This window comes from Sorangium sp. So ce296 (assembly GCF_051529605.1).
Lineage (GTDB): Bacteria > Myxococcota_A > Polyangia > Polyangiales > Polyangiaceae > Sorangium > Sorangium cellulosum_D.
Map to the genome: position 1 here is coordinate 1173823 of NZ_CP150325.1, position 21756 is coordinate 1195578.

20 protein-coding genes are annotated in these 21756 nt (G+C 72.4%); 11 read left to right on the top strand and 9 right to left on the bottom strand.

Translation table 11 applies throughout. From position 1 onward, the window contains the following. Positions 1-12: 12 nt before the first annotated feature. The 3 genes from WME98_RS04390 to WME98_RS04400 form a co-directional block, all read right to left on the bottom strand. The gene (locus WME98_RS04390; protein ID WP_437950115.1) at positions 13-573 is read right to left on the bottom strand and encodes a carboxymuconolactone decarboxylase family protein; all 561 of its coding nucleotides are present in this window, start codon (positions 571-573) and stop codon (positions 13-15) included. Between the two features lie 74 nt (positions 574-647). Next, positions 648-1112, bottom strand: a complete 465-nt coding sequence (locus WME98_RS04395; RefSeq protein WP_061624481.1) for a MarR family winged helix-turn-helix transcriptional regulator — start codon at positions 1110-1112, stop codon at positions 648-650. Positions 1113-1678: 566 nt separating this feature from the next. After that, positions 1679-1858 (bottom strand): hypothetical protein, encoded by a 180-nt coding sequence (locus tag WME98_RS04400; RefSeq protein WP_437950116.1) that lies wholly within the window; start codon positions 1856-1858, stop codon positions 1679-1681. A 292-nt stretch (positions 1859-2150) separates the two neighbouring features. Between WME98_RS04400 and WME98_RS04405 the strand changes: the two genes are divergently transcribed. Beyond that, entirely contained in the window at positions 2151-2678 is a 528-nt protein-coding gene (locus WME98_RS04405) for a hypothetical protein (RefSeq protein WP_437950117.1), read from the top strand. A 1058-nt stretch (positions 2679-3736) separates the two neighbouring features. Further along, the gene (locus WME98_RS04410) at positions 3737-4789 is read left to right on the top strand and encodes a hypothetical protein (protein WP_437950118.1); all 1053 of its coding nucleotides are present in this window, start codon (positions 3737-3739) and stop codon (positions 4787-4789) included. Positions 4790-4833: 44 nt separating this feature from the next. Here the strand turns inward: WME98_RS04410 and yddG are convergent, their stop codons facing one another. After that, on the bottom strand, positions 4834-5769 hold the full coding sequence (gene yddG / locus WME98_RS04415) for an aromatic amino acid exporter YddG (protein ID WP_437950119.1): 936 nt from the start codon (positions 5767-5769) through the stop codon (positions 4834-4836). 103 nt (positions 5770-5872) lie between these two features. After that, the gene (locus WME98_RS04420) at positions 5873-6655 is read right to left on the bottom strand and encodes a helix-turn-helix domain-containing protein (protein ID WP_437950120.1); all 783 of its coding nucleotides are present in this window, start codon (positions 6653-6655) and stop codon (positions 5873-5875) included. A gap of 187 nt (positions 6656-6842) precedes the next feature. On the opposite strand from WME98_RS04420, the gene WME98_RS04425 reads away from it, so the two are divergent. From WME98_RS04425 to WME98_RS04450, 6 genes are all read left to right on the top strand, one after another. After that, positions 6843-7670 (top strand): TIGR02452 family protein, encoded by an 828-nt coding sequence (locus tag WME98_RS04425; RefSeq protein ID WP_437950121.1) that lies wholly within the window; start codon positions 6843-6845, stop codon positions 7668-7670. A 200-nt stretch (positions 7671-7870) separates the two neighbouring features. After that, entirely contained in the window at positions 7871-9526 is a 1656-nt protein-coding gene (locus WME98_RS04430; RefSeq protein WP_437950122.1) for a serine hydrolase domain-containing protein, read from the top strand. 261 nt (positions 9527-9787) lie between these two features. Next, complete coding sequence (locus WME98_RS04435; RefSeq protein WP_437950123.1) at positions 9788-10429, top strand: hypothetical protein; 642 nt, start codon at positions 9788-9790, stop codon at positions 10427-10429. 427 nt (positions 10430-10856) lie between these two features. Continuing rightward, positions 10857-12119 (top strand): glucose-1-phosphate adenylyltransferase, encoded by a 1263-nt coding sequence (locus WME98_RS04440; protein WP_437950124.1) that lies wholly within the window; start codon positions 10857-10859, stop codon positions 12117-12119. A 193-nt stretch (positions 12120-12312) separates the two neighbouring features. Continuing rightward, positions 12313-13347 (top strand): aspartate-semialdehyde dehydrogenase, encoded by a 1035-nt coding sequence (locus WME98_RS04445; protein ID WP_061624441.1) that lies wholly within the window; start codon positions 12313-12315, stop codon positions 13345-13347. A gap of 146 nt (positions 13348-13493) precedes the next feature. Next, a complete protein-coding gene (locus WME98_RS04450; protein ID WP_061624440.1) occupies positions 13494-13868 on the top strand; it encodes a hypothetical protein in 375 nt (124 codons plus the stop codon). 106 nt (positions 13869-13974) lie between these two features. On the opposite strand, the gene WME98_RS04455 is transcribed toward WME98_RS04450, so the two are convergent. Together WME98_RS04455 and WME98_RS04460 are read right to left on the bottom strand one after the other, a co-directional pair. After that, the gene (locus tag WME98_RS04455) at positions 13975-15390 is read right to left on the bottom strand and encodes an SIR2 family protein (RefSeq protein ID WP_437950125.1); all 1416 of its coding nucleotides are present in this window, start codon (positions 15388-15390) and stop codon (positions 13975-13977) included. A 384-nt stretch (positions 15391-15774) separates the two neighbouring features. Further along, positions 15775-16782, bottom strand: a complete 1008-nt coding sequence (locus WME98_RS04460; protein ID WP_437950126.1) for a hypothetical protein — start codon at positions 16780-16782, stop codon at positions 15775-15777. A 273-nt stretch (positions 16783-17055) separates the two neighbouring features. On the opposite strand from WME98_RS04460, the gene WME98_RS04465 reads away from it, so the two are divergent. Both WME98_RS04465 and WME98_RS04470 read left to right on the top strand, forming a co-directional pair. Next, entirely contained in the window at positions 17056-17676 is a 621-nt protein-coding gene (locus tag WME98_RS04465) for a phosphatase PAP2 family protein (protein WP_437950127.1), read from the top strand. A gap of 311 nt (positions 17677-17987) precedes the next feature. Continuing rightward, positions 17988-18251: a Gfo/Idh/MocA family oxidoreductase gene (locus WME98_RS04470; RefSeq protein ID WP_437950128.1), complete on the top strand. Its 264-nt coding sequence runs from the start codon at positions 17988-17990 to the stop codon at positions 18249-18251. A 37-nt stretch (positions 18252-18288) separates the two neighbouring features. On the opposite strand, the gene WME98_RS04475 is transcribed toward WME98_RS04470, so the two are convergent. Further along, positions 18289-19224 (bottom strand): LysR family transcriptional regulator, encoded by a 936-nt coding sequence (locus tag WME98_RS04475; protein WP_437332307.1) that lies wholly within the window; start codon positions 19222-19224, stop codon positions 18289-18291. A gap of 168 nt (positions 19225-19392) precedes the next feature. Between WME98_RS04475 and WME98_RS04480 the strand changes: the two genes are divergently transcribed. Further along, entirely contained in the window at positions 19393-19848 is a 456-nt protein-coding gene (locus tag WME98_RS04480) for a DoxX family protein (protein ID WP_061624759.1), read from the top strand. A gap of 73 nt (positions 19849-19921) precedes the next feature. Here WME98_RS04480 and WME98_RS04485 read toward each other — a convergent pair whose 3' ends face one another. Further along, positions 19922-21523 carry a hypothetical protein gene (locus tag WME98_RS04485; protein WP_437950130.1) on the bottom strand — a complete coding sequence of 534 codons (1602 nt, stop codon included), beginning with the start codon at positions 21521-21523 and terminating at the stop codon, positions 19922-19924. Between the last annotated feature and the right edge of the window lie 233 nt (positions 21524-21756).

Genomic DNA, 21756 nt, shown 5'->3' on the forward strand with positions numbered 1-21756 from the left:
CCGCCGGGTGCGTCAGCGGAGCGCGTGGGTGCGGGTCATCCGGTTCGCGAACGTCGACAGCGTGTAGGTGCCGATGCCGACGATCACCTCGAGGGCCTGCTCGGCGGTGAAGCCCGCGCCGAGGAAGGCGTCGAGATCGGCGTCCGAGACCTGGCCGCGCTCGCGCAGCGTCGCCTCGGTGAACGCCGCGAGCGCCTGGAGGCGCGCGTCGGGCGCCGGCCTCCGCTCGAACAGCGCCGCGGCGATCTCGGCGGACGCGCCCGCGCGGAGGAGCAGCCCGCGGTGCATCGCGCGGCAGAGGTCGCAGCCGTTCTCGCCGGCGACGACCATCACCACGACCTCGCGCTCCACCGGCGAGAGCGTGGCCCCCTCGAAGACCGAGAGGAGCTCGTCGAAGGCGCGCACGAGGAGCGGCGACGTCGCGAAGCGCGCCGAGGGCAGCGGCAGGAAGCCGAACTTCCGCGAGGTCCGCTCGAGCGCGGCGCGGGCCGCCGCGGGCGCCGTGTCGAGCGTGTGCGCGGGGAAGTGAGGGGAAGCAGCGGCCTGGCCAGGCGGAGCAACGGTCTCGGTCATGCGGGCGTCTCCTGAGTTGGTTGTCAATGCAATCAATTGGGGATGAAGCGGCCGGCGCGGGGGCTGGGCCGCGCTCAGCCCTCGGGCTCGAGGTTCGCGAGGATGCGCTGGAGCGTGCGCCGGGTCGTGAGGAGATCCTCCTCCGGGATGCCGGCGCGAAGCTCGTCCACGAGGGCCTTCGCCTCGCCCGACAGCGCCTTGCGCAGCGTCCGCCCGCGCGCGGTGAGGTAGACGAGCCGGGCGCGCCGGTCCGTCGGGTCGCGCCTCCGCTCGACCAGCCCGTCGCGCTCCATGAGCGCCAGGATCCGGCTCATCGTGGGCACGTCCCGGAAGGTGCGCTCGGCCAGGTGCGTCTGCGTGACGCCCTCCTGCTCCCACAGGCGGACGAGCACCATCCATTGCTCCGGCGTGATCTCGACGCCGTGCGCGCGGAAGCGCCGGTACATCGCGGCGCGGGAGGCGAGGTACACCCGCGCCATCCAGTAGCCGAGGGCGTTGTCGAGGATGATCCCCCCTTCGGCCGTGAACTGGTCGCGCATGATGGCCGAGCGTAGCGCCGAACAATTAATTGTCAATACAACTAATCGTGCGGCGCGCGGCGCGGGGCTCGCTGGCGCGGCCGGCGCGGGCCCCGTGCGGTCATGGCGGCGCAGGCGGCGAGCAGCGCGGGGCTCGCCGCGGCGTGGCCGGCGCGGCCGAGGAGCGGCGTCGAGAGGATGGGCGCGCCGTGGGACCGCACGCCGAGCTGCGGGACCTCGCCGTGCTTCGTCGAGCGCCGCCGGGCGGCTCCTCGGCGCCAATCCACGGCCGGCGAGCGCCGCCCGATGGCGGTCGAATGTAAGCCCTCTTTCCCTCGAACGCCGCCCGGCGGCGCCCGGCGCAAACCAACTCTCGGCAACCGCCGCCCGGCGGCGATCCTGCGTAAGCCATCTTACGTGCGACCGCCGCCTGGAGGCGCTTCGGCGTAAGCCATCTTCCTCGAGATCGCCGCCTGGAGGCGCTCTGACGTAAGACATCTTCCTCGAGATCGCCACCGACCACCGATCGGCGCCAGTGGACAGCCTCGCACCCCCTGGCAGGCGGCAAAAAAAGAAAGATGGCTTGCCTAAATGGGGTGGAGGACGGCGGTTCGAGCAAGGTGCCAACCTTCGCGCGCCTCCTCGACCGCGGGCAGGAGCGGCGCGAGCAGCGGCAGCGACGTGAACACCTTCCGATCCTGCGCCGGATCGAGCCACGGCGCGGAGATGTTGACCATCGCCTGGGGGCTGAGATTGCGATAACCCATCAGATACCCTCCTTTGGTCAGGGGCGCCCCGAGTCTCGGCGGCGGTCGAGCTCGATGCAACCTCGCGGCACCTCTGCGGCCGTCGCGTTCGTGCTGCGTCGCCGGGGGATCGCCGCCCGCCCTCGGGACCGAGCCCGCGCTCGACGAGCTCGCCGGCGACGTGGTCGAGCTCGACCAGGTTGACGGCGACAAACCATGGCGCACCTCCGAGCGCAACACGAAGCTACTTATGAGCTCTCGATAGCTCCCTGTAGACGCCGTTGATGGTCGGCCGATCATCGCGGGAGGACATATGCATGCCGTTCATTTCATCGCGGTCGCGTTTGCCGTGTTCTGCGGCGCCATGTGCGCCGGCGTGTCCGAGGTCGAGCCGGCGCGCGCGCCGGGCTCGCACGCCGAGGCTGGTGCCGTGGCCTCGCCCATGGTACCGGCCTCTGTTCGGAGCTCGATCATGACGTGTCTCGCGGCGCTGACGTCGGCGCTGCGCGGAGGGTCCTGGATGCGAAAGATTCATATTGCTTTGGGTGTGAGCTCACTGGCGGACTCCATCGCGGAATACACGCAGCGCCTGGCGGCCCAGCCGCAGGTGATCGTGCCGGGCCAGTACGCGCTCTGGCGCACCGACGCGGTGAACTTCTCGATTCGCCAGCTCCCCGATGGCGGGGCTCCGGGGTTGCGCCATCTGGGGTGGGAGGACGATGACGCCAGCGCCTTCTCCGAGGCTCGGGATTGCAATGGCATTCTCTGGGAAGAGTTCGGTCCCGAGCACCAGCTGCAAGAGATCCTCGGGCTCTGGCCCGATGCCCAGATCAAGCGCTGACCTCGAGGCGGCGATGAACCGGCCGGAAGAACCTCGACGACCGGCGCCTGGAAGGCCCCGCCTCGGTAGCTTGCACGGCGGATAGGTCGCCGGCCACCGTCGCGACGGGGGCGTCGTGAGGAGCGTGACGCGACGATCCAGTCAGAGCGCTGGGTGGGGCCAAGCCCCCGCCGTCCCTCGAAAAAGGGCGCAGGGGACGCAAGGGGAAGAGAAGAATATCATCTCTCTTCCCCTTGCGCCCCTTGCGCCCTTGCGGTCCCTCTTCTTACTGCATGCTTGCTGCATGCCGTGCCCTTCCAGCTCGCTCGCCCACGTCCGTCCGCCTCGACCTCCGCGCCCCGCCGTGGGGGCTGCGCCGAGCTCGTGCTCGAAAACTCCCGTCCCGGGCGTCACAACGCGCCGAGCAGGCTCAGGGCTGAAACCACGGCGCCGCACCGGACGCCTCGACCCGGGGAGGCGGAGCCGGCAACGCTCGCCTCGGAGCGGCGGCCGCGCCGACGTGCGCCTCGATCTCCAATGGTCCGCGCCCATCTCGGCCGCGACGATGTGCAACCCGCTGCGTCCACCTCGAGCTCGGCTTCGGACCGGGACGAGGTTGACGAGCCGTAGCGCAGGGACGCAATCTGTGCTCTGAATCAGAGTTGACACCACCCCTCCGCACGCGCATCTGGAACGACCTGGAGGATGGGCATGCGCCACAGGCTGAAAATGAAGGCGATCCCTCTGCTTATTCCTCTCGGTCTCACGGTGTGGGCGTGCAACTACGACGTGGGCGAGTGCTATCTTAGGGGGACGGAAGGCACAGGGGCCGGAGAACCATACCCACCGGGGTCAGCAGCTACGGGGGACCGGTTCGGAAACGGTGACGACGTGGGGAGCGGAGCCGATGAGCAGATGGCAGGGTGCACGCCCGACAAGACATGCACAGACATGTTCGTCGATTGCCAAGAGATCGGCGGCAAGTGCATCACGGGATATCCAGGCTGCGACAAATGGCGCCACACATCGTGCAGGAGCTGCTTTGAAGCCTGCAAATCGGGCACACCATACCCGCCAGCGTGCAAATGCAGATCGTGTGGATTCAGATGATGAATGAGCCGATACAGGGCGCAGTCTACGTCGCCATGGGCAGGGTTGCCGGAGCGGCTCTGGCCAAGGTTGCATCCCCCGTCGTGGTCGACGATGACGAGCTCCTGCTGGGGCCATCGAGGCTCGATCCTGAACGTCATCGCGCTGCGCGCGTCAGATACTTGGGTGGAGAGCCGTCCACCGATCTCAATGAAGAGCTCGCGCGTCCTGATGGGCCGCCGATCTGCGTGGCGCTTCCGCCGACACCAGGCGGCCTGATGAGCCTCTGTCGGATCTGCGCTGCCGTCGTCGAGCGCGGGCGCGCGCTGTTCATCGTCGATCTCAGCCCGGGCGCCGCCGGAGCATCTCCGCAAGGGCCCGGCCCGGGCAGGGCCATATACCTCAATGTCGCGGATGCTCTGCTACGCAAGCCGCCCGTGGTCCAATGGTCGAAGCTCGAGACAGCCCTCGCCGCGACGCTCTGGAAACTGTGGTGCCGCCGCTCGCCCGTCGCCTTTTCCAGGTTCTGTGCATCTGGGAGCACGTTCCACCCGCAGCTGGCCAACCTTGGGCGCTATCATGCCGGACTCTTTCCCCGACGGGCAGGCGATGGGCTCTACCTGTCGCGCTTCGACGAGCTCCTCCTGCGACAGCTATCGCAAGAGTGGCTCTCGCCGGTCAAAGTCTTTGCCAACGCGATCAACGCAAAATCCGAGCTCGATGCATGGTTTTCACACACGGGGGATCTGTACGTCGCCGAACGGCTCAATGATTGGTATCGCCATACGCGAGGCCGTATCATCGAACGTCGAGACGCGCATCATCCGAGACCTTCGGAGATGACGAGATGGTGCTTTCGATGGCGTGCGGGGGGCGAGGCGATCCTCGAGGCGCTGCCGAGCCTACAAGCGGCCCCGCCTGTATCCATTGGAGGCGCTACCGCGTATGATCCCGACCACCCATGGGTATGCCGACTCGACGCGCGAGGCGCGCCTTACCTGAGCCGATTCGACGCCGCATCGTCAGGCGACAGGCTGGAATAGGGCGTATCCGATAGCGCCCGAGACGAGGGACGCGGCCGCGCCTCTCAGGCGGCGCGCGCGGTCGCCACGAGGCCGCCGGCCGCGACGAGGGCGCAGGCGGCGAGCAGCGCGAGGCTCGCCTCGGCGTGGCCGGCGAGGCAGAGGAGCAGCGTCGAGAGGACGGGCGCGCCGTAGGCCAGCACGCCGAGCTGAGAGACGTCGCCGTGCTTCGTCGCGTGATCCCAGGCGAAGAAGGCGACGCCCACGGGGCCGAGCCCGAGCGCGAGCAGGCCGAGCGCCTGGCCGGCCGTGGGCGCGACCGTGCGCTCGAACGCGAGGTGCCCGGCGAGGCCGAGGGCCGCCGTCGCGGCGCAGGGGCCGACGAGGGCGTCGACGGGGACGTCGGCGAAGCGGCGCTGGAGCACGGAGTACGTCGACCAGAGGAGCGCGCATCCGAGCGCGGCCGCGTAGCCGGGCAGGTGCGCGGCGCTCGGGATGACGGCGCCCCCGGCGGCGAGGACCGTCCAGACGCCCGCGAGCCCGAGCAGCGCCCCGGCCACGTGCCGGAGGCGCAGGCGGCCGCCGGGGAGCGCCGCCGAGAACAGGACGATGAGCAGCGGCCACAGGTACGAGATCACGCTGACCTGCACGGGCGGCGCGACGGTGAGCGCGTAGAAATAGAGGGCGTGATAGCCGAACAGGCCGCCCACGCCGACGAGCCACCACCCGAGCGGCTGGCGGAGCGCGCCGAGGCCGGCGCGGCCGCGCCGGGCGAGCCGCGCCGCGCCGAGGAGCGCCGCGATCGCGAAGGTCGACGCGAGCACCTGGAGCGACGGCAGGCCGCGCACCGAGGTCGAGAGCAGCGTGAAGCTGCCCCAGAGGCAGATGGCCGCGACGCCCGCGAGGGTGGCGGCGCGCGGCGAGGGGCGCGCCGCCGATGTCGCCTCCGGCAGCGCGCGGGGGGCCGCCTCCGGCAGCGCGGGAGAGATCGGATCCGACATGGCGCGGAGAATGCCGCGCGGGCCGGCCGCCGTCTTGGCCCAGGCTCCGCGGTCCTGTGCCGGGGCTGCGGCGCGCGCTCGCGCCCGCACGCGCGCCGCCCGGCTACGCGCCCCCACGCCGCGGCTCGGCCGGCCGCCCGGACCGGGCCCCGCGGCGCAGGGCGGCCGGGGTCACGCCGCGGCGGCGCCGCAGGCTGCGCGTCAGGCAGCTCTGATCGGCGTAGCCGCAGCGGAGGGCGATCTCGGCGATCCCGAGATCGGTGCGCGACAAGAGCTCGGTCGCGCGCGCGAGGCGCACGTCCGCGATGCGCGCCTGCACCGTCGTCCCGAGGACGGCGCGGAACAGGTGGTGGAGGTGCCCGGGGCTGAGCTCCGCGCGGGCAGCGATGTCGGCGACGGTGAGCGGCTCGTGCGCGTGCTCCTCGATGAAGCGGAGCGCGCGGCGCAGCTTCTCCGGAGCGCGCGCGGCGCCGCGATCGCCGCGCTCGGCCAGCGTGAGCACGAGCAGCCCCGCCCACTGCCGGCGCAGCGCGACCGAGCCCGCCCCGTCGAGCTCGGCCGCCGCGGCGTGGACCAGGAGCGCGGCGGCGGGGTCGAGGGCGACCGGCCCGCCGGCGCTCCGCTCGAACCACGGCGCCGCGCCGAGCGCCTCCGCGGAGGCGGGCGGCACGTCGATGACGAGGAAGCGGTTCCGGTCCGACGCCGCGAAGGCGTGGCGCGCGTCGCACGGGACGAGCACCCCCGAGCGCCCCGCCGCCCGGAGCTCGCGCCCGGCCATCGCGATCGAGAGCGCGCCCTCGACCGGCAAGACCAGCTGGTGGTGCGCGTGCCGGTGCGCGACCACCTCGGCCGAGTAACGCTGGACGCTGAGCTCGACCTCGCCCATCGCGCGCCATGATCTCACGCGCGCCGCCCGCGCGCCATGCGCGGCGCCGACCCGCGGGAGATCGCCGGAGATCGCAGGCAGACGACGCCGCCGGCCCGCCGGAGCCCCGGAGGAGCAGGGCCCCGCGCGCCCGCGGCGGAGCGCGTTTCGCTGGACGCTCGGCCGCGGTTCGCCAATCTTTGGACGCATGAAGCTCACGGGCATCGCCGCAGAAACCGTGCAGATCGCGAGCCGGGGCGAGTACACCGCGCCTTCGGGCGCGACGGTCCGCATCCGCGACCGCGTGCTCGCCGCGGTGAAGGGCACCGCGCTTCACCGGCCCGGATCCCTCGACACCTGGGAGCCGAAGGAGCGCCTCGAGCGGCCGGCGAGCATCGAGGTGACGGGCGAGACCACGGGGGCGGCGGGCCGCCGGCTCGTCGAGCAGGAGGGCGAGGCCCGCGTCGCGGCCCTCAACTTCGCCTCCGCCAAGAACCCCGGGGGCGGGTTCCTGCGCGGGGCCAAGGCCCAGGAAGAGGACCTCGCCAGGTGCTCCGCGCTGTACGCGTGCCTGGTCGAGCAGCGCGAGTACTACGACCAGAACCGCGCCTCGGGGAGCTTCCTGTACACCGATCACCTCATCTACTCGCCGGACGTGCCGTTCTTCCGCGACGAGCAGCACAACCTGCTGGAGCGGCCCTTCGCGCTGTCGATCATCACCGCGCCGGCGCCCAACGCCGGCGAGGCGCTCGAGCGCGACGAGGGGGTGGAGCCGGACATCCGCGCGGCCCTGGAGCGCCGCGCGGCCATGGTGCTCGCGGCGGCGGGCGCGCACGAGCACCGGTGCCTGGTCCTCGGCGCCTGGGGGTGCGGCGTCTTCCGCAACGATCCGGGCGAGGTCGCCGACGTCTTCGCCCGGTGCCTCGAGCACCCGCGCTTCCGCGGCGCGTTCTCGCGCGTGGTGTTCGCCGTGTACGACCGGGGCGCCGACCAGCCGAACTACCGGGCCTTCCGGGATCGGTTCGCGGGGGCGTAGGCGCGCGCCGTCGCGGGCACGACCGCGCCCGCGAGCCCGCACGCGGGCCACATCGTGGGAGACATACGCCCGGGCTGCGCCGAGGTCGCTTTTCCGTCTAGCTTCAATGGAAACGTCGAGAGCCATCGAGGACCGAGCTCGCGCGATTGCTGCTTTCGATTGTCGGACCGTGATGGAGGAGCGAAAATCACGGTTCCGCCTTGAAGACGATTGGCAGCATCTTCGCCGTACGCCTCGCGACGGCCGTCTTCTCCCTGTCGCTCCCGCTCCTCGGCGGGTGCGCGAAGACCGCGCCCGCGCCGCGGGCCGCCCGGCCAGCGGCCCCGGCGCCGCTCCTCCAGCGCTTCGCCAGCGAGCCCGCGCCGGCGCCGCGCTTCCTCGATCCGGAGCGCGGGCGGAAGCTCCGCGCGGCCGCGCCCGAGGTGCAGGCGCTGGCGCAGCGCACCGCGGAGCGGGAGCGCCTGCCCGCCCTGGCGCTCGGCGTCGTCATCGACGGCGAGCTCGCGATCCAGAAGGTGATCGGCGTGCGCGACGTCGCGCGGGGCGGTGCGGTCGACGAGCACACGCGCTTTCGCATCGGCTCGATCACGAAGGCGCTGACCGCCGCTGCGGTCCTGCGGCTCCGCGACGAGGGGCGGCTGTCGATCGACGCCCCGGCGGCCCGCTACCTGCCCGCGCTCGCCGGCGTCGTCTACCCGACGCGCGACTCGCGGCCGATGACGGTGCGCGACCTGCTCACGCACAGCTCCGGCCTGCCCCGGCTCGGCGTGTTCTCCCCCGCGTCGACGGCGCGCGACGTCACCGAGCGCGAGATCCTCGCCACCCTCGACGGCTTCGGGCTCGAGAGCGCGCCGGGCACCGAGACGTCCTACTCGAACCTCGGCTACTCGCTCCTCGGGCTGCTCGTCGGGCGCGCCGCCGGCGTCCCGTACCGGCGTTACATGAACGACGCGCTGCTCGCGCCGCTCGGCATGCGCGACGCCGCGTGGGACGCCGCAGCGGTGCCGCCCGACGCGCTCGCGTCGCCGCACGTGCGCGCGGGCGACGAGGTGACGCCCATCCAGCCGTGGCGGCTCGGGGCCTCCGAGTCGACCGCGGGGCTCTACGCGAGCCTGTCCGACATGGGCCGGTTCATCGGGCTCCAGCTCGCGGCCTGGCCCGCCCGCGACGCGCCCGAGACCGGCCCCCTGCGGCGGAGCACGCTGCGCGAGTCGCACATGATGGCGCGCAACGGCTCGGCGTTCCCGGCGGCCGGCGGCGCCGACGGCCCCGGGCTCGGCTGGCACGTGCGCGAGGACTGCGACCTCGGCCACGTGGTCTTCCACAACGGCCTCATCGACGGCTTCTCCGCCTCGGTGATGATCCTCCCGCAGCGCGGCGTCGGCGTCGTCGCGCTCGCCAACGTGGCCGGCGCCGCGCTCGAGCCGCTGAGCGCGAAGGTGCTCGGCAAGCTCGAGGCGACCGGCGCGATGGTCGCGCGCGTCGTCCCGCCCTCCCCGCCGGTGCGCCGCGCGGCGCAGGCGGTCGCCTCGGTCATCGGCCGCGCGCGGATGGAACCGCTCGATCGCAGGCTCCGGCCCGGCTGGTTCCCCGAGGATCACCTCGCGTCGCTGCGGCAGGAGCTGCGGGACGTCGGCGCGAGGGTGGGCGCGTGCGCGCTCGACGGCTCCGCGATGGTCGAGAGCGCCACGTCGGCGCGCTTCGGCCTGCGCTGCGAGCGCGGGGCGCTCTCGGTGGCCGTGCGCGTGGACACCTCGCCGGACCCGCTGATCACCTCGCTCAGCGTCGAGGAGCAGACGGGGGCGATCGCGTGGGAGGGCCTCCGCGCGCGCGCCCGCCCGGCGCGCTGCCGCTGAGCCCGCCGGCGGCCGGCCATCGCGCCACACCTGTGGCAGAGCGCCCCCACACGAACGCGCGGCTGAGCTCGCGATGACGGCGTGACGGCGACGTCCGGAAGTGACCTGTTTTCCGGGGCTGCCGTGCGGCTGGCTCGCGCCGTGCATTGGGCCGCCACCGCTCACACCAACGGATTTGCCGTTGTTCCGAGACTCCGGGACACCGGAGCTCGCTTCAGCGCTGCCACGCCCGTCTCGGGCGGCAGCGAGGAGACTGATCACATGCGAACTCTCGTTCACTCTCTTGCGCTCTCGACCGTGCTCGCTCTCGCCGGATTCGGCTGTTCCAGCAACTCGCAGCCTCCGCAGAGCCCTGCTGGCTCCAGCTCCCCGGGCACCACGGAAGGAACGCAAGCGCCGTGGGGCTCTGACGCGAGCGGCGCCGGGACGAACATGGGGACGAGCGGCGCCATGGGCGCTCCGGGGACCGGCAGCAGCACGGGCCAGCCCTCGACGGGCGGCATGGGCTCCGGCACGAGCGACATGGGCGCTGGACAGGGGGCTTCCGGAACGGGCATGGGCACCGGCGCCACCGGCACCGGGACCAGCGGGATGACGGGCACCGGCACCACGGGCGCCACCGGAACGACCGGCACCACGGGCACCACCGGCACCACCGGCACCACGGGCAGCAGCGCGACGGGCACCGGGACGCCGGGCGCGGGCACGGGCGCGGGGGTCCCCGGCGGCTTCCGCGGCGACACGAGCAGCGGCACGCAGTCGCCCACCACGAGCCCGCAGCAGGGGAATCAGCAGAACAAGAAGGGTGGAACGACCGGGACCGGCACCGGCACGGGCACGCAGAGCCCGGGCACGAGCCCCGGCGCCACGGGCACCACGCCGGGCTCCGGCGGCATGCGCTGATCCGGCGCGGCGGCCGCCGTCCTCGCCCGGCGGCCCGGGCCCGCCCACGAGCGACCCGGCGCCGCGGTCGCCCGCGACGTCGGCGCGCCGGGCGAGACAGGCGCTGAACGAAGGAACCGCCAAGGCGCCACGAGACGCGGAGAATTCGCTCTCTCGGCGTCCTTGGCGCCTTGGCGGTTTGTCTGTCTCTCCCTTTCGTCCGATCACCGCCCCGGCGCGGCGGCGCCTCACCGCCCCGGCGCGGCGGCGGCGCCCCGGGGCCGGCGCGCCTCCCGCGCCGGGCTGGCCGGATTCACCCGGTGATCGCGGCGGTTGCAACCACCTCGCGCAACATGGTATTCGGCTCGACCGGTCCCGAGGATCGGCTAGTCTAGTCGCGCCCATCGCTCCGGGCGTCGAACCGTCCCCCTCACCTGCGGAGGTCCGCTTGAAGCACAACGACGTGGTGGTTTTGATCCTCGGCGGAGGCGTCGGAAGCCGCCTCTACCCACTCACCAAGCTGCGCTCGAAGCCAGCGGTCCCGACCGGCGGCAAGTACCGCCTGGTCGACATCCCGATCAGCAACTGCCTCAACTCGGGCTTCAACCGGATCCACATCCTCACGCAGTACAACTCGGTCTCTCTCCACAACCACATCACGCAGACGTATCGATTCGACGTCTTCTCCGCGGGCGCGGTGCAGATCCTCGCCGCCGAGCAGACGCCGACGCACAGCGACTGGTACCAGGGCACCGCCGACGCGGTCCGCAAGCAGCTGGTCGAGGTCAAGTCGCCGAACCCGCGCGACGTCATGATCCTCTCGGGCGACCACCTCTACCGCATGGACTACGAGCCTTTCCTCGCGCGCCACCGCGAGACCCGGGCCGATGTCACGCTCGCGGTGCGGCCCGTCCCGACCGCCGAGGTGTCGCGCCTCGGCATCGTGGACACCGACGACGACGGGCGGGTGGTCAAGTTCGTCGAGAAGCCGAAGGACATGAAGCTGCTCGACGGCGTGCGGCGGCTCCCCGATCCGAAGAACCCGTGGCTCGCCTCGATGGGCGTCTACATCTTCAGCGCGAAGGCGCTCTACGAGATGCTCGAGCGCGACAACGCCTCCGACTTCGGCCACCACATCCTGCCGCGCGCGCTCGACACCCACCGGATGGTGACCTACACGTTCGACGGGTACTGGGAGGACATCGGCACGATCCGGAGCTATTACGAGGCCAGCCTCGCGCTCACCGACTCCAATCCTCCGTTCTCGTTCTACGATCCTCAGCGGCCGATTTACACCCGCCCGCAGTTCTTCCCCCCGGCCCACGTCAGCGCCGGGTCGGTCCTCGACCAGGTGCTCCTCGCCGAGGGGAGCCGGATCATCGAGTCGAAGATCTCCCGGTCCGTCGTGGGGCAGCTCTCGTCGATCGGGCCCCACGTCACGATGTCGAACACGGTCATGATGGGCGCGGACTACGAGGTCCTGTTCCAGGGCCACGCCGCCGACAGCACGAGAGGCCTCCCGCCCATCGGCATCGGCCGGGGGTGCAGGATCGACGGCGCGATCATCGACAAGAACGCGCGCATCGGCGAGGGCGTGGTGATCCGCAACATCCCCGATCGCGAGGACGCCGACGCCGAGTACTACGCGGCCCGCGAGGGCGTCGTCGTCGTCCCGAAGAACGCCGTCGTCCCCCCGGGCACGGTCATCTGAGCAGGCCGCCCGCGCGCCGCGCGAGGCCGGCGGCGAGCTCGCCCGCGCAGGTCGGCGCCGCGGCGCCCGGGCGCCCCGGATAGGCCGACCCGAGGCCGCCGGGCATGGCGCCCTGCGCCATCGGGGCCGCGGTCGCCGCGCCCGACCACTGGCCCCTCGTCGGACGGGCCCCGGTCTGGTAAAGAACGCCCCTATGCGAATCTGCATCCTCGGCGCTACGGGCCTCGTCGGTCGCGAAACCATCACCCTCATCGCGCGGGCCTGGCCCGGCGCAACGCTCGCCCTGTTCGCGAGCCGGGACCAGGAGCTCACCCTCGACGGCAAGTCGTACGAGGTGCTCGGCGCGTCGCGGCTCGAGGCGCAGGACGCCCCCCGCGGGGACCTCGCGTTCGTCGCCCTGGATGACGAGCACAGCAAGCGGTACGTCCCGCGGCTCCTGGAGCTCGGCTACCGCGTCATCGACAAGAGCAACACGTACCGCACCGACCCGAAGGTGCCGCTCGTCGCCGCCGGGGTGAACTCGAGCATCATCGACGACTCGGTCCGGCTCGTGGCCAATCCGAACTGCACGACCATCCCGCTGACGCTCGCGCTCTCGCCCCTGCGCCGGGAGTTCGGGCTCAGCGCGGTCACGGTGAGCACCTACCAGGCGGTCAGCGGCGCCGGGATCGCCGCCCTCGACACGTTCCTCGCGGACGCGCGCGACGGCTACCAGGCCGCCGACCGGCTGGGCCTCCCGTTCAAGCAGTCGGGGTACGCCGGCAACGTCGTCCCGCACAACGGCGGCACCGACGAGAGCGGCTTCTCCTCGGAGGAGCGGAAGCTCATCTTCGAGAGCCGCAAGATCCTGGCGATGCCGGAGCTCGGCGTGTCCGCGCAGTGCTGCCGGGTCGCGGTCGCCGTGGGCCATTACGAGAACGCGTGGGTGACGTTCGAGCGCCCGGTGGACCTCGAGCGCGCGGCGAGCATCCTGAGCGATCCGGCGCAGTCGCCCTATGTGAAGTACCTCCCCGGCGCCGCGGGCGAGGGCCTGAGCGCGCTCCACTGCGTGCAGGACCGCGATCGCGCCCTGGTCGGGCGGATCCGCCCGGACGCCCGGGACCGCGACCGGAAGACCGTGTGCCTCACGGTGGTCGGCGACAACCTCCGGCTCGGCGCGGCCACGAACGCGGTCCGCATCGCGACGCGCTGGTTCAAGAGCGCCGACCAGGACCTCCAGGCGCCGTGACCGGCGCGCCCGGACGGGCGTGAACCGCCGCGACGGCCGCGATGGCGCGGCCTCACGCGATCTCACGGGCCGACGGCCCGCCACCCGACACCGCTCCTCACTCCCTGCATTTCTGTCGGCCAAAACCCCCTGGAGGACTCAAGAAGATGACGACCGGGCAGCCGCTCATGATCCTCGTCGCCGGGCCCTATCGCTCCGGCACCAACGACGACCCCGCCCTGATCGCCGCCAACGTCCGCGCGATGAACGACATGGCCGTGCGCCTGTTCCGCGCCGGCCACCTCCCCGTCCTGGGCGAGTGGTTCGCGCTGCCGCTCATCGAGCACGCCGGCTCGCGCCAGATCGGCGACGAGATCTTCAACGAGATCTTCCACCCCGTCGCCCGCCGGCTCGTCGCCCGCTGCGACGCTTGCCTGCGGATCGGCGGCCCCTCGAAGGGCGCCGACGAGATGGTGGAGCTGTCCCGATCCATGGGCAAGCAGGTCTTCTTCAGCCTCGACGAGGTGCCGAGCTGCGGCTAGCTCCGGCCGCCAGAAATCTGGTCGAGCATGAGCTGCCTGTCGTAGAGCGTGTCCTCGCCCTGCGCCCAGGCGATGCCCGAAGCATCAGACCTCGTCGCCCTGGCAGTTACCACACGGGGGCGGCGTTGACGATCGGGGCCAGGCAAGCGTCGACCGCGGCGACGATCCCGTCCAGCGTATCCGTCTCTGGTCCGAGGCGCCGGAACAGCCCCAGATCCATCTCCGCCGCGAGATAGTCCTCGGGCCGCGCGAGGATTCGTTCGTAGATCTGCCGCGCGGCGTGGCCCGTGGCCGCGATCGGGAGCACGAGCTTCCGCTGGGCTACCGCCATCTCGAACTCCTGGAGCACCCCCGATGACATGGCGCCATCCTTCAGGCCGCCAATCACGATGACCGCGCCCGACTGCGCGATCAGCTCCTCCCGGTAACGTCGTCTGAACTCCCGGAGCTCGACGCCGTCCGGGGCCGCCTTCGGCACCGGCCGCAGGAGCAGACGACGGCCCAGCGTGGACATGGGGACATCGCTCCGGCCCTTGATCTCGTCCAGCATACCCACGATCGCACCGCTCCCGACGCTCCTGCCGAAGCCCGAGACGAGGTTCATGCCGCGGCGGGCGATCACCCTCCCGACGCCGCGGGCCACGGCCTCGATGAAGGCACGCTCCGCCGCGTCGCCGTCGTCCGGATAGGTGCCGGACACGAGCACGTTGCGCTGCGCGGACGCGCGGCCGATCCTCTCGAGCAGCCTGGTGATGTCGGCGTAGTCCTGCACAACCACGGTGCGGACGCCATACCGCTCGAGATCGGTGGTGAAATGGTCGAAGCGCCTGGCGTCGTAGTCGTCGACCGGGCGCTTCAGGATGGTGAAATGCTGTCGCTGTACGCTCTCGAACGAGGCTCGCAAGGTGCCCATGAGGTACGCGAGGTTGGGATCCGTGAAGCTCAATCCGAGGAAGAGGAACGTGCGGGTGATCAGGTCGCTCCCCAGGACCTGCAGGAACCCGGGACGATTCATGCGGTAATGCTCGTAGTCGTCCGTGGTCAAGACGATCTCGTCCGGCTGCGACGCCGTCCCGTGCATCTTGTAGAGGACCGCGTGGGCCTCCGGGTCGCTCGTCGTGAGGTCGGCGTTGCGCGACTTCACGTCGAGGCGCCTGCCCTGGAGCTCCCATGCGCGCTCGATCAGATCATCGTAGTTCGTGGTCCAGACGTGCTCGAGGGGGAGGCGCGCCAGCAGCCGGTGGTTCTCGGTGGGCGTCGCGGGCCGCCGGAACGTGCTGCGCACGAGCTGCGCCAGCCGGCCCCGGTTGTTGGCAAAGCGATTCAAGTAGAACTGCGCGACCGCTGGCAAATCGTGCTCCCGGTCGACATCGAGGCCGAGCTCGCCGGCGAGCCCGCGGAGGAGCTTCCGCCAGTCGGGAAGATCGGCGGCAATGGACAGGCCCGCGCCGATGAAGGCCGCAGCCGTCCCCTGCTCCAGCGCTTCCACGTAGGTCTTGAGGAAATCGGCTTCTGCGCTCATGCCCGTCGACCGCTATCGCAGCACGCTGGGACAGGAGCGGTCAAGCGTCGCCCCTCGGGTTGGACCAGGGGGGCGGGCAGGTCCGAGATCCGGTGGTGGCCCAATTTGCCCCGGAGTGATTCACATGAAGGGGGGAAGGCAGGAAGATCATTGATCTTTTCTTCCCGCCTTCCCGCCTTCATGTTCAAATCCGGCCACCACCCGAGATCCATCGTGAAGGGTCCTCTCTGCATCCCGCGGCAATGGGCCCTCATGCGCAATCGCCGCTCGTCGAGGGAGGGATCCTCTCGGGTGGGCTTCTTCCGTGGGCTGCTCGCCGATAGGGGCCCTCACGCCGCGTGCGCGGGGCGGGACTGCGCCCCTCCCCGCGCCGGCGCGGCCGCTTCATGGCGCCACCGCCGGCCAGCCGGCGCCGACGGGCAGCGCCTGCACGTCGGGGAACAGCATGTACACGCGCTTCCCGTCCCTCGTCTGCCCGTGCGGCGGCGACGGCGCGGCCGCGGTGGCGCTCGCGCGCACGGCGCGCCCGAGCGCGGCCGCGCCGTCGAGCGCCTGGCTGAGCGCGGCCAGCGCCTGCGCGAGCTCGGGGAGCGACGCCTCGCCCGACGTGCCCCGCGCGACGAGCGCGTCGAGCTCGCGGCTCCGCACCCCGAAGTCCGACGGCAGCGGGTGCGCGGGGTGCGCCGTGAGCGCGGCGGCGAGGAACTGGCGCTTCGCCACGGCGCCCGCCTCGCCGAAGCCCACGGCGAGCTCGAAGAGCGCCGACGCGACGCCGAAGCCGGGCTCGAGGCCCTCGCGGCCCTGGAGCAGGAAGCCCCCGATCCCCAGGTCGTCGAGGTACTCGAGCCCCGTGTAGCTCGGCATCGCCGAGCGCTCCGTGTCCGGCAGGGGCGGCGCGACGCGCACCTCGCCGCTCTCGAACACGACGACGCGCGCGTACGTGAAGCCGGCGTGCGGCACCGCGAGCCGCACGCGCGCGAGCTGCGCGGCGACCTCGGCCGCCGCGCCGATCTCGAAGCGCGCCCCCGGGAGGTAGCGCGCGATGCCCGCCAGCGTCATGCCCGCCGCGTCGGGCCAGGGGCAGACCGCGACGTGCCGCGGCGCGGCCTCCGCCTCGCCCGGCGCGCACACGCGCTCCAGGCCGAACGAGGTGGGCGCGACGAGCGGCGGCCGCTGGCCCTCCACCCGGCGCAGATCGCCGAACAGCCAGGCGCGGTTCTCGCCGTGGTGCTCGGGCGCGAGCATCCGCGCGCCCACGAGCAGCGCGACCGTGCCCCCCGCGCGGGCGAGCCAGGCCTCCGGCACCGAGAGGTGCTCGTACAGGTGAGCCTCGACGATGAGCTGCCACTCGCGAGGCGGCTCGGGCGGCAGGGTGGCAGCGGTTCGGTACATGGCGGGTGCGGGGCCTCGAAGAGCGGCGTGCTCGGCACCGGATCCACGCGCGAGACGGGCGAGCGCGCGAGACAGCGTATCCAAGCCGGGACGTCCGCGAAACACGGCCGTGCGCCGGCGCGGCCGATCGGCGCGCGCTCCGCCAGAGGTATCGTCATTATCCATCTCCGGCGTGCCCGGCCGCCGCGTGGCATCGCCGCTGCATCGCGGCCCGGCACGGACATCGAGCCGGCCCGCCGCCCCGGCGGGCGAGCGGCTCGCGTGAGGGCAAAGATGCGGAAGAAAGACGTCGCCGCGGCGACCCTGCTCGGTACGGCCGCCGCCGCCGCCCTGGGCTTCGGCGTGCTCGCCGACCGCGTGGCCGATCGCAAGACGTGGGATCTCGACGAGCGCGCGCGCAAGAAGGCGAAGAAGCGCGCCAAGCGCGCGCGCAAGAGGGCGGCGGAGCTCTCGGGCCCGCTCGGCAAGTGGTACGTCCACGTCCCGCTCTCGCTGTTCGCCGCCGGCGCGCTGCAGCGGCAGGGCAAGACGGGCGGCGCCCTGACGATCGCGGGCGCCTCGCTCGGGGCCGCGGCGCTGAGCCGCCTCCTCGACCGCGCGGTGAAGCACCGCGCCCCTCCCCCGGGGCGACAGGAGCCCTGGGAGCAGAGCTTCCCGAGCGGCCATGCGCTCGAGACGACCGCCGTGGCGATCGCGGGCGGCTACGTGCTCGTGCGCGAGGACGTCGCCGGCCCGTGGATCGCGGCGCCGCTCGCGCTCGCCTCGGCGGCGTCGGGCCTCGGCCGGCTGGTGCTCGACCGGCACTGGTCGACCGACTCGCTCGGCGGGTACCTCGCCGGCGTCGCCCTCGGCACGGCGTGCGCGGGCGTCTACGAGGTCACGCGCCGCGGGTGAGGCGGCCAGGGCGGCCCCGCCGCGGGTGAGGCGACCAGGACGGCCGCCGCGCGGCGTGTGGTCAGCGTGTCACGCCATGGGGCGGAATGCCCGTGGCACTTCGGCAAGGAGCGATTCGATGGGTGGTTCTCGAGACAGGGTTTCCCGCCGCGGCCTCCTGCGCACCGCCGGCGGCGTCGCGGTCGCGGGCGTCGTGGCCAAGCTGGGCGCCGCGTGCGCCAGGGCCGAGAGCGGCGTGGGCGCGTCTCCGGACCGGCCCGCGGCCGTCAAGCTGCCTCGCCTCATGGCGCCCACCGAGCGCGAATCCGAGCGTGTCGCGCAAGATGCCCGACAGCCCGATCGAGGACGCGAGCGAGTGGAAGCTCCCCGAGAAGAACCATTTCGCCCTGGAGATGGACCACTTCTCCCGGTGCGTGCTCGACGACAGGCAGCCGCACACGCCGGGCGAGGAGGGGCTCCAGGACATGCGCCTCATCGAGGCCATCTACGCCTCGGCGCGCGAGGGGCGCCCGGTGAAGCTCGAGCCGGTCGCCGGGCTCGACGCCTTCCGTGGGCCGCCTCCGGAAGAGGGATAAGACACGTCGGCCGCGAGCGGCCGCGCGGCCGCCCCGCTCACGCGAGCCGCTTCACCCAGGCGAGGGCGAAGTCGCGGAACACGGCCACGTTCCGCGCCACGTGCCGCGCGCTCGGATAGACGAGGTACGCGGTCCCCGCGCGCTGCGACCACTCGGGCAGCACGTGGACGAGGCGCCCGCTCGCCAGGTCGGGCGCGGCGAGGACGCGCGGGAGCGGCCCGATGCCGCCGCCCGCGCGGAGCACCGAGCGGATGAGCTGGAAGTTGTCGGTGGCGATGCGCCCGGTCGACAGCGCGTCGCGCACCGAGCGCGCGTCGCCGACCGGCCACTGGCCGCGCCGGGAGCTCGGGAGGAACACCACCCGCTCGTGGTCCACCAGGTCGTCGATCGCGCGCGGCAGGCCGCGGCGCGCGAGGTACGAGGGCGCCGCGAAGAGCTGCACGTCGGAGTCGAACAGCTTGCGCGCGACCAGCGAGGAGTCCGGGAGCTCGCGCGTCGCGCGGATCGCGAGATCGAAGCCCTCGCGGAGCAGGTCGACCTGGCGAGAGGAGAGGTCGACCTCCACGGAGAGCAGCGGATAGCGCGCGCAGAAATCGACGAGCAGGTCGCCCACGAAGGACTCGCCGCCGTCGGGAGGCGCGCTGAGCCGGATCAGCCCCTGCGGCTGGCCCTGGTAGGCGTCGAGCGCCAGCGCCGCGTCGCGGAGGCCGGCGATGTGCGGCGCCACGTCGCCGAAGAAGCGGCGGCCCGCGTCGGTCAGCGCGACCGCGCGCGGCGACCTGTGGAGGAGCCGCACCTTGAGGCCCTCCTCCAGCCGCGTCACCGCGCGGCTCACCGTCGACTTCGGGACCCCGAGCTGCGCGGCGGCGGCCGTGAACGAGCCGAGCTCCGCCACCTTGGCGAACGCGGCGATCTCGTCGAGCTGGGGCGCCCTGTGCGATTGCGCGCGGGCGGCCGCGCGGGGGCTGGACATCGAAGGACCTCACGGGGGTTTCGGCGTCGTCGCTCGCTCGGGCCAGGTTGCGCAGGCGCAACGCTGCGTTGAGCCGTTGCACGATAGCACCGGTCTCGGCGAGCGCTCATAGAAAGGGGGCGGGCGCTCCGAGCGGGAGGGCCCGCCTCACCTCAGCGAGGCTTTGTCATGAACACCGTCAAGCGTTTCGCCCCCTCCGCAGCCCGCATCCTCCTTGGGCTCGTGTTCTTCGTCTTCGGGCTCAACGGCTTCTTGCAGTTCTTGCCGCAGCCCCCGGCGCCGGAGGCCGCCGGCCGCTTCGCGGCCGCGCTGGCCGCGACCGGCTACATGTTCCCGTTGATCAAGGGGACCGAGGTCGTCGCGGGCGCCCTCTTGCTCTCGAACCGTTACGTCCCGCTGGCGCTGGCGCTGCTCGCGCCCATCGTGGTGAACATCGTCGCCTTCCACACCTTCCTGACGCCGCCGAACCCCGTCGCCTGGCTCGTCCTCGCCCTCGAGGTCTACCTCGCCTTCGCGTACCGCGCGGCGTTCCGCCCGATGCTCGCCGCGCGCGTCGACGCCGGCGCCCCGGCGAGCGCCGGCGTCGAGCGCGGCAAGCTCCGGCCCGTCGAGAGCGCCGCCTGAGCCGCAGGCCCGCGCGGCGACGTCCGACGCCCGCGCGGCGACGTCCGACAAGGGCGCGCGTCGCGCGGGCGCGCTACTCGCAGGGCAAGATGCGCAGCACCCGGATCCTGGTGCTCGCGCTGCCGGGCGCCGCGACAGCCACGCTCCCGTCGGGGAAGGCGACGAAATCCTGGTATCGATTGCCGAGCAGGTCGACCTCGATCGGCTCGCCCTCGGCCTCGCCGGTGGCGCGATCGCGCGTCTGCACGTACAGCGTGCGCTCCGGGTCGTTGCGCGCGATGTCGCCGGCGCGCGAGGTGGTCTCCCAGGCCGCGAGCATGCGGGAGGCGCCGTAGGCGGCCAGGTGCGGCGCCCGGTGGTTCAGGCCCGGCTCGCTGGCGATGACGAGGTCCTTGTCCGCGGCGCCGCCCGTGAAGTGGAGCAGCCGCACGTCCGCGAGCCCGTTCGAGCCCGCCGGCTGGCCCGGGCGGATGTTGCTCGCCGTGAGCCAGTAGCCGCCGCCGGACGCCGCGACGAGGTTCCCCAGGTTCGAGTAGGCGAGATCGACCGGATAGATGGTCTTATAATCGGGCGCGAACGCGATGCGGTTGCCGTTGTCGGTCTTGCACACCGTCACGAACTTCCGGGCGCTCTCGTCCCAGAGGATGCGCTCGTAGCCGCTGTGGCTGCAGCCCCAGTCGAAGCCGCCGCTCAGGAGCGCCCCGCGCGCGTCGACCACCTTCATGCGATCGCCCTGATGGATGTTGATGCACCCCCCTTGCGAGACGCTGATCGCGGCGCCGAAGTAGCCGGCGTAGCGCGAGCCGTCGAAGGCGATGCGGCCGTGGTGCGCATACCACCAGATCATGTACACGTTCGGGCCGGTGGGGCCGGTCGAGTACGGCGGCAGCGCGGCGCTCGAGCTGGTGAGCTTGGTCGCCCAGGTCTCGCGCGCGCCGTCGAAGCGGACCATGTACATGTCGTGACAGGGGATCGGCGGGGAGGGCGGCGTGCCGCACAGGTTCTCCGGCGCGCCGCAGTTCAATGTCCCGCCGCCCTCGGCATCGCGGGTGAGCAGCAGCACGCCGCCGGCGTCATCGGCGTACAGGTCGGAGAAATCGTTCGCCGGCAGGCCGAACGAGGGCCCCACCGGCCGATCGGCGTCATCGAGCTCCACGACGTGGACCTGATCGTCGTCGCTCATCCATGCGAGACGCGACCCGCCGGACCGTTTCGGCGAGATGACGAGCGGCTTCAGCGCGGCCTCGTCCTCGTTGTTGATCACGGGGATCCCGACCTCGAACTCGATGAGGCGCATTCGGTCCAGGGTGGCGCCGCACGCGCCGGGCCCCGGACCGCCGCCCGCGCCGCCGCCGCTCGCGCTCGACGCGCCGGCCTCACCGCCGCTCGCGCTCGACGCTCCACCGCCGCCGCCGCTCGCGCTCGACGCTCCACCGCCGCCGCCGCTCGCGCTCGACGCTCCGGCCCCGCCGCCGCTCGCGCTCGACGCTCCGGCCCCGCCGCCGCTCGCGCTCGACGCTCCACCGCCGCTCGCGCTCGACGCTCCGGCCCCACCGCCGCTCGCGCTCGACGCTCCGGTCCCGCCGCTCGCCGCCGACCCCGACTCTCCCGTGCAGCCCGCGGTCAAGGTGGCGAACATCAGCGACCAGGCGACTCCCACGCATCTCGTCGACATGGCATCAAGCTACTTCTCGGATGCTTTGCGCCGCAAGCATTCCATGGGGAGCATGTCGGCCGATGTGGGCGGGCTCTCCGCTGCGCTCGGCGCATCGCCCTCGGGCCTCCGGGCGCCTGTCCGGAGACGTCGCCGACCTGGATACCGCCGCAACACCTGGGACCAGAACAGGCATCCACGACAGACATCCACGCACACCCCACAGCGAGATTCGTCCGCCACAAAGTGTCGTC

Excerpts from the sequence above, each read along its gene's own strand:
- WME98_RS04390 (WP_437950115.1), bottom strand. The coding sequence starts at position 573 with ATGACCGAGACCGTTGCTCCGCCTGGCCAGGCCGCTGCTTCCCCTCAC.
- WME98_RS04395 (WP_061624481.1), bottom strand. The coding sequence starts at position 1,112 with ATGCGCGACCAGTTCACGGCCGAAGGGGGGATCATCCTCGACAACGCC.
- WME98_RS04400 (WP_437950116.1), bottom strand. The coding sequence starts at position 1,858 with ATGGGTTATCGCAATCTCAGCCCCCAGGCGATGGTCAACATCTCCGCG.
- WME98_RS04405 (WP_437950117.1), top strand. The coding sequence starts at position 2,151 with ATGCATGCCGTTCATTTCATCGCGGTCGCGTTTGCCGTGTTCTGCGGC.
- yddG (WP_437950119.1), bottom strand. The coding sequence starts at position 5,769 with ATGTCGGATCCGATCTCTCCCGCGCTGCCGGAGGCGGCCCCCCGCGCG.
- WME98_RS04420 (WP_437950120.1), bottom strand. The coding sequence starts at position 6,655 with ATGGGCGAGGTCGAGCTCAGCGTCCAGCGTTACTCGGCCGAGGTGGTC.
- WME98_RS04425 (WP_437950121.1), top strand. The coding sequence starts at position 6,843 with ATGAAGCTCACGGGCATCGCCGCAGAAACCGTGCAGATCGCGAGCCGG.
- WME98_RS04435 (WP_437950123.1), top strand. The coding sequence starts at position 9,788 with ATGCGAACTCTCGTTCACTCTCTTGCGCTCTCGACCGTGCTCGCTCTC.
- WME98_RS04445 (WP_061624441.1), top strand. The coding sequence starts at position 12,313 with ATGCGAATCTGCATCCTCGGCGCTACGGGCCTCGTCGGTCGCGAAACC.
- WME98_RS04450 (WP_061624440.1), top strand. The coding sequence starts at position 13,494 with ATGACGACCGGGCAGCCGCTCATGATCCTCGTCGCCGGGCCCTATCGC.
- WME98_RS04455 (WP_437950125.1), bottom strand. The coding sequence starts at position 15,390 with ATGAGCGCAGAAGCCGATTTCCTCAAGACCTACGTGGAAGCGCTGGAG.
- WME98_RS04460 (WP_437950126.1), bottom strand. The coding sequence starts at position 16,782 with ATGTACCGAACCGCTGCCACCCTGCCGCCCGAGCCGCCTCGCGAGTGG.
- WME98_RS04465 (WP_437950127.1), top strand. The coding sequence starts at position 17,056 with ATGCGGAAGAAAGACGTCGCCGCGGCGACCCTGCTCGGTACGGCCGCC.
- WME98_RS04475 (WP_437332307.1), bottom strand. The coding sequence starts at position 19,224 with ATGTCCAGCCCCCGCGCGGCCGCCCGCGCGCAATCGCACAGGGCGCCC.
- WME98_RS04480 (WP_061624759.1), top strand. The coding sequence starts at position 19,393 with ATGAACACCGTCAAGCGTTTCGCCCCCTCCGCAGCCCGCATCCTCCTT.
- WME98_RS04485 (WP_437950130.1), bottom strand. The coding sequence starts at position 21,523 with ATGTCGACGAGATGCGTGGGAGTCGCCTGGTCGCTGATGTTCGCCACC.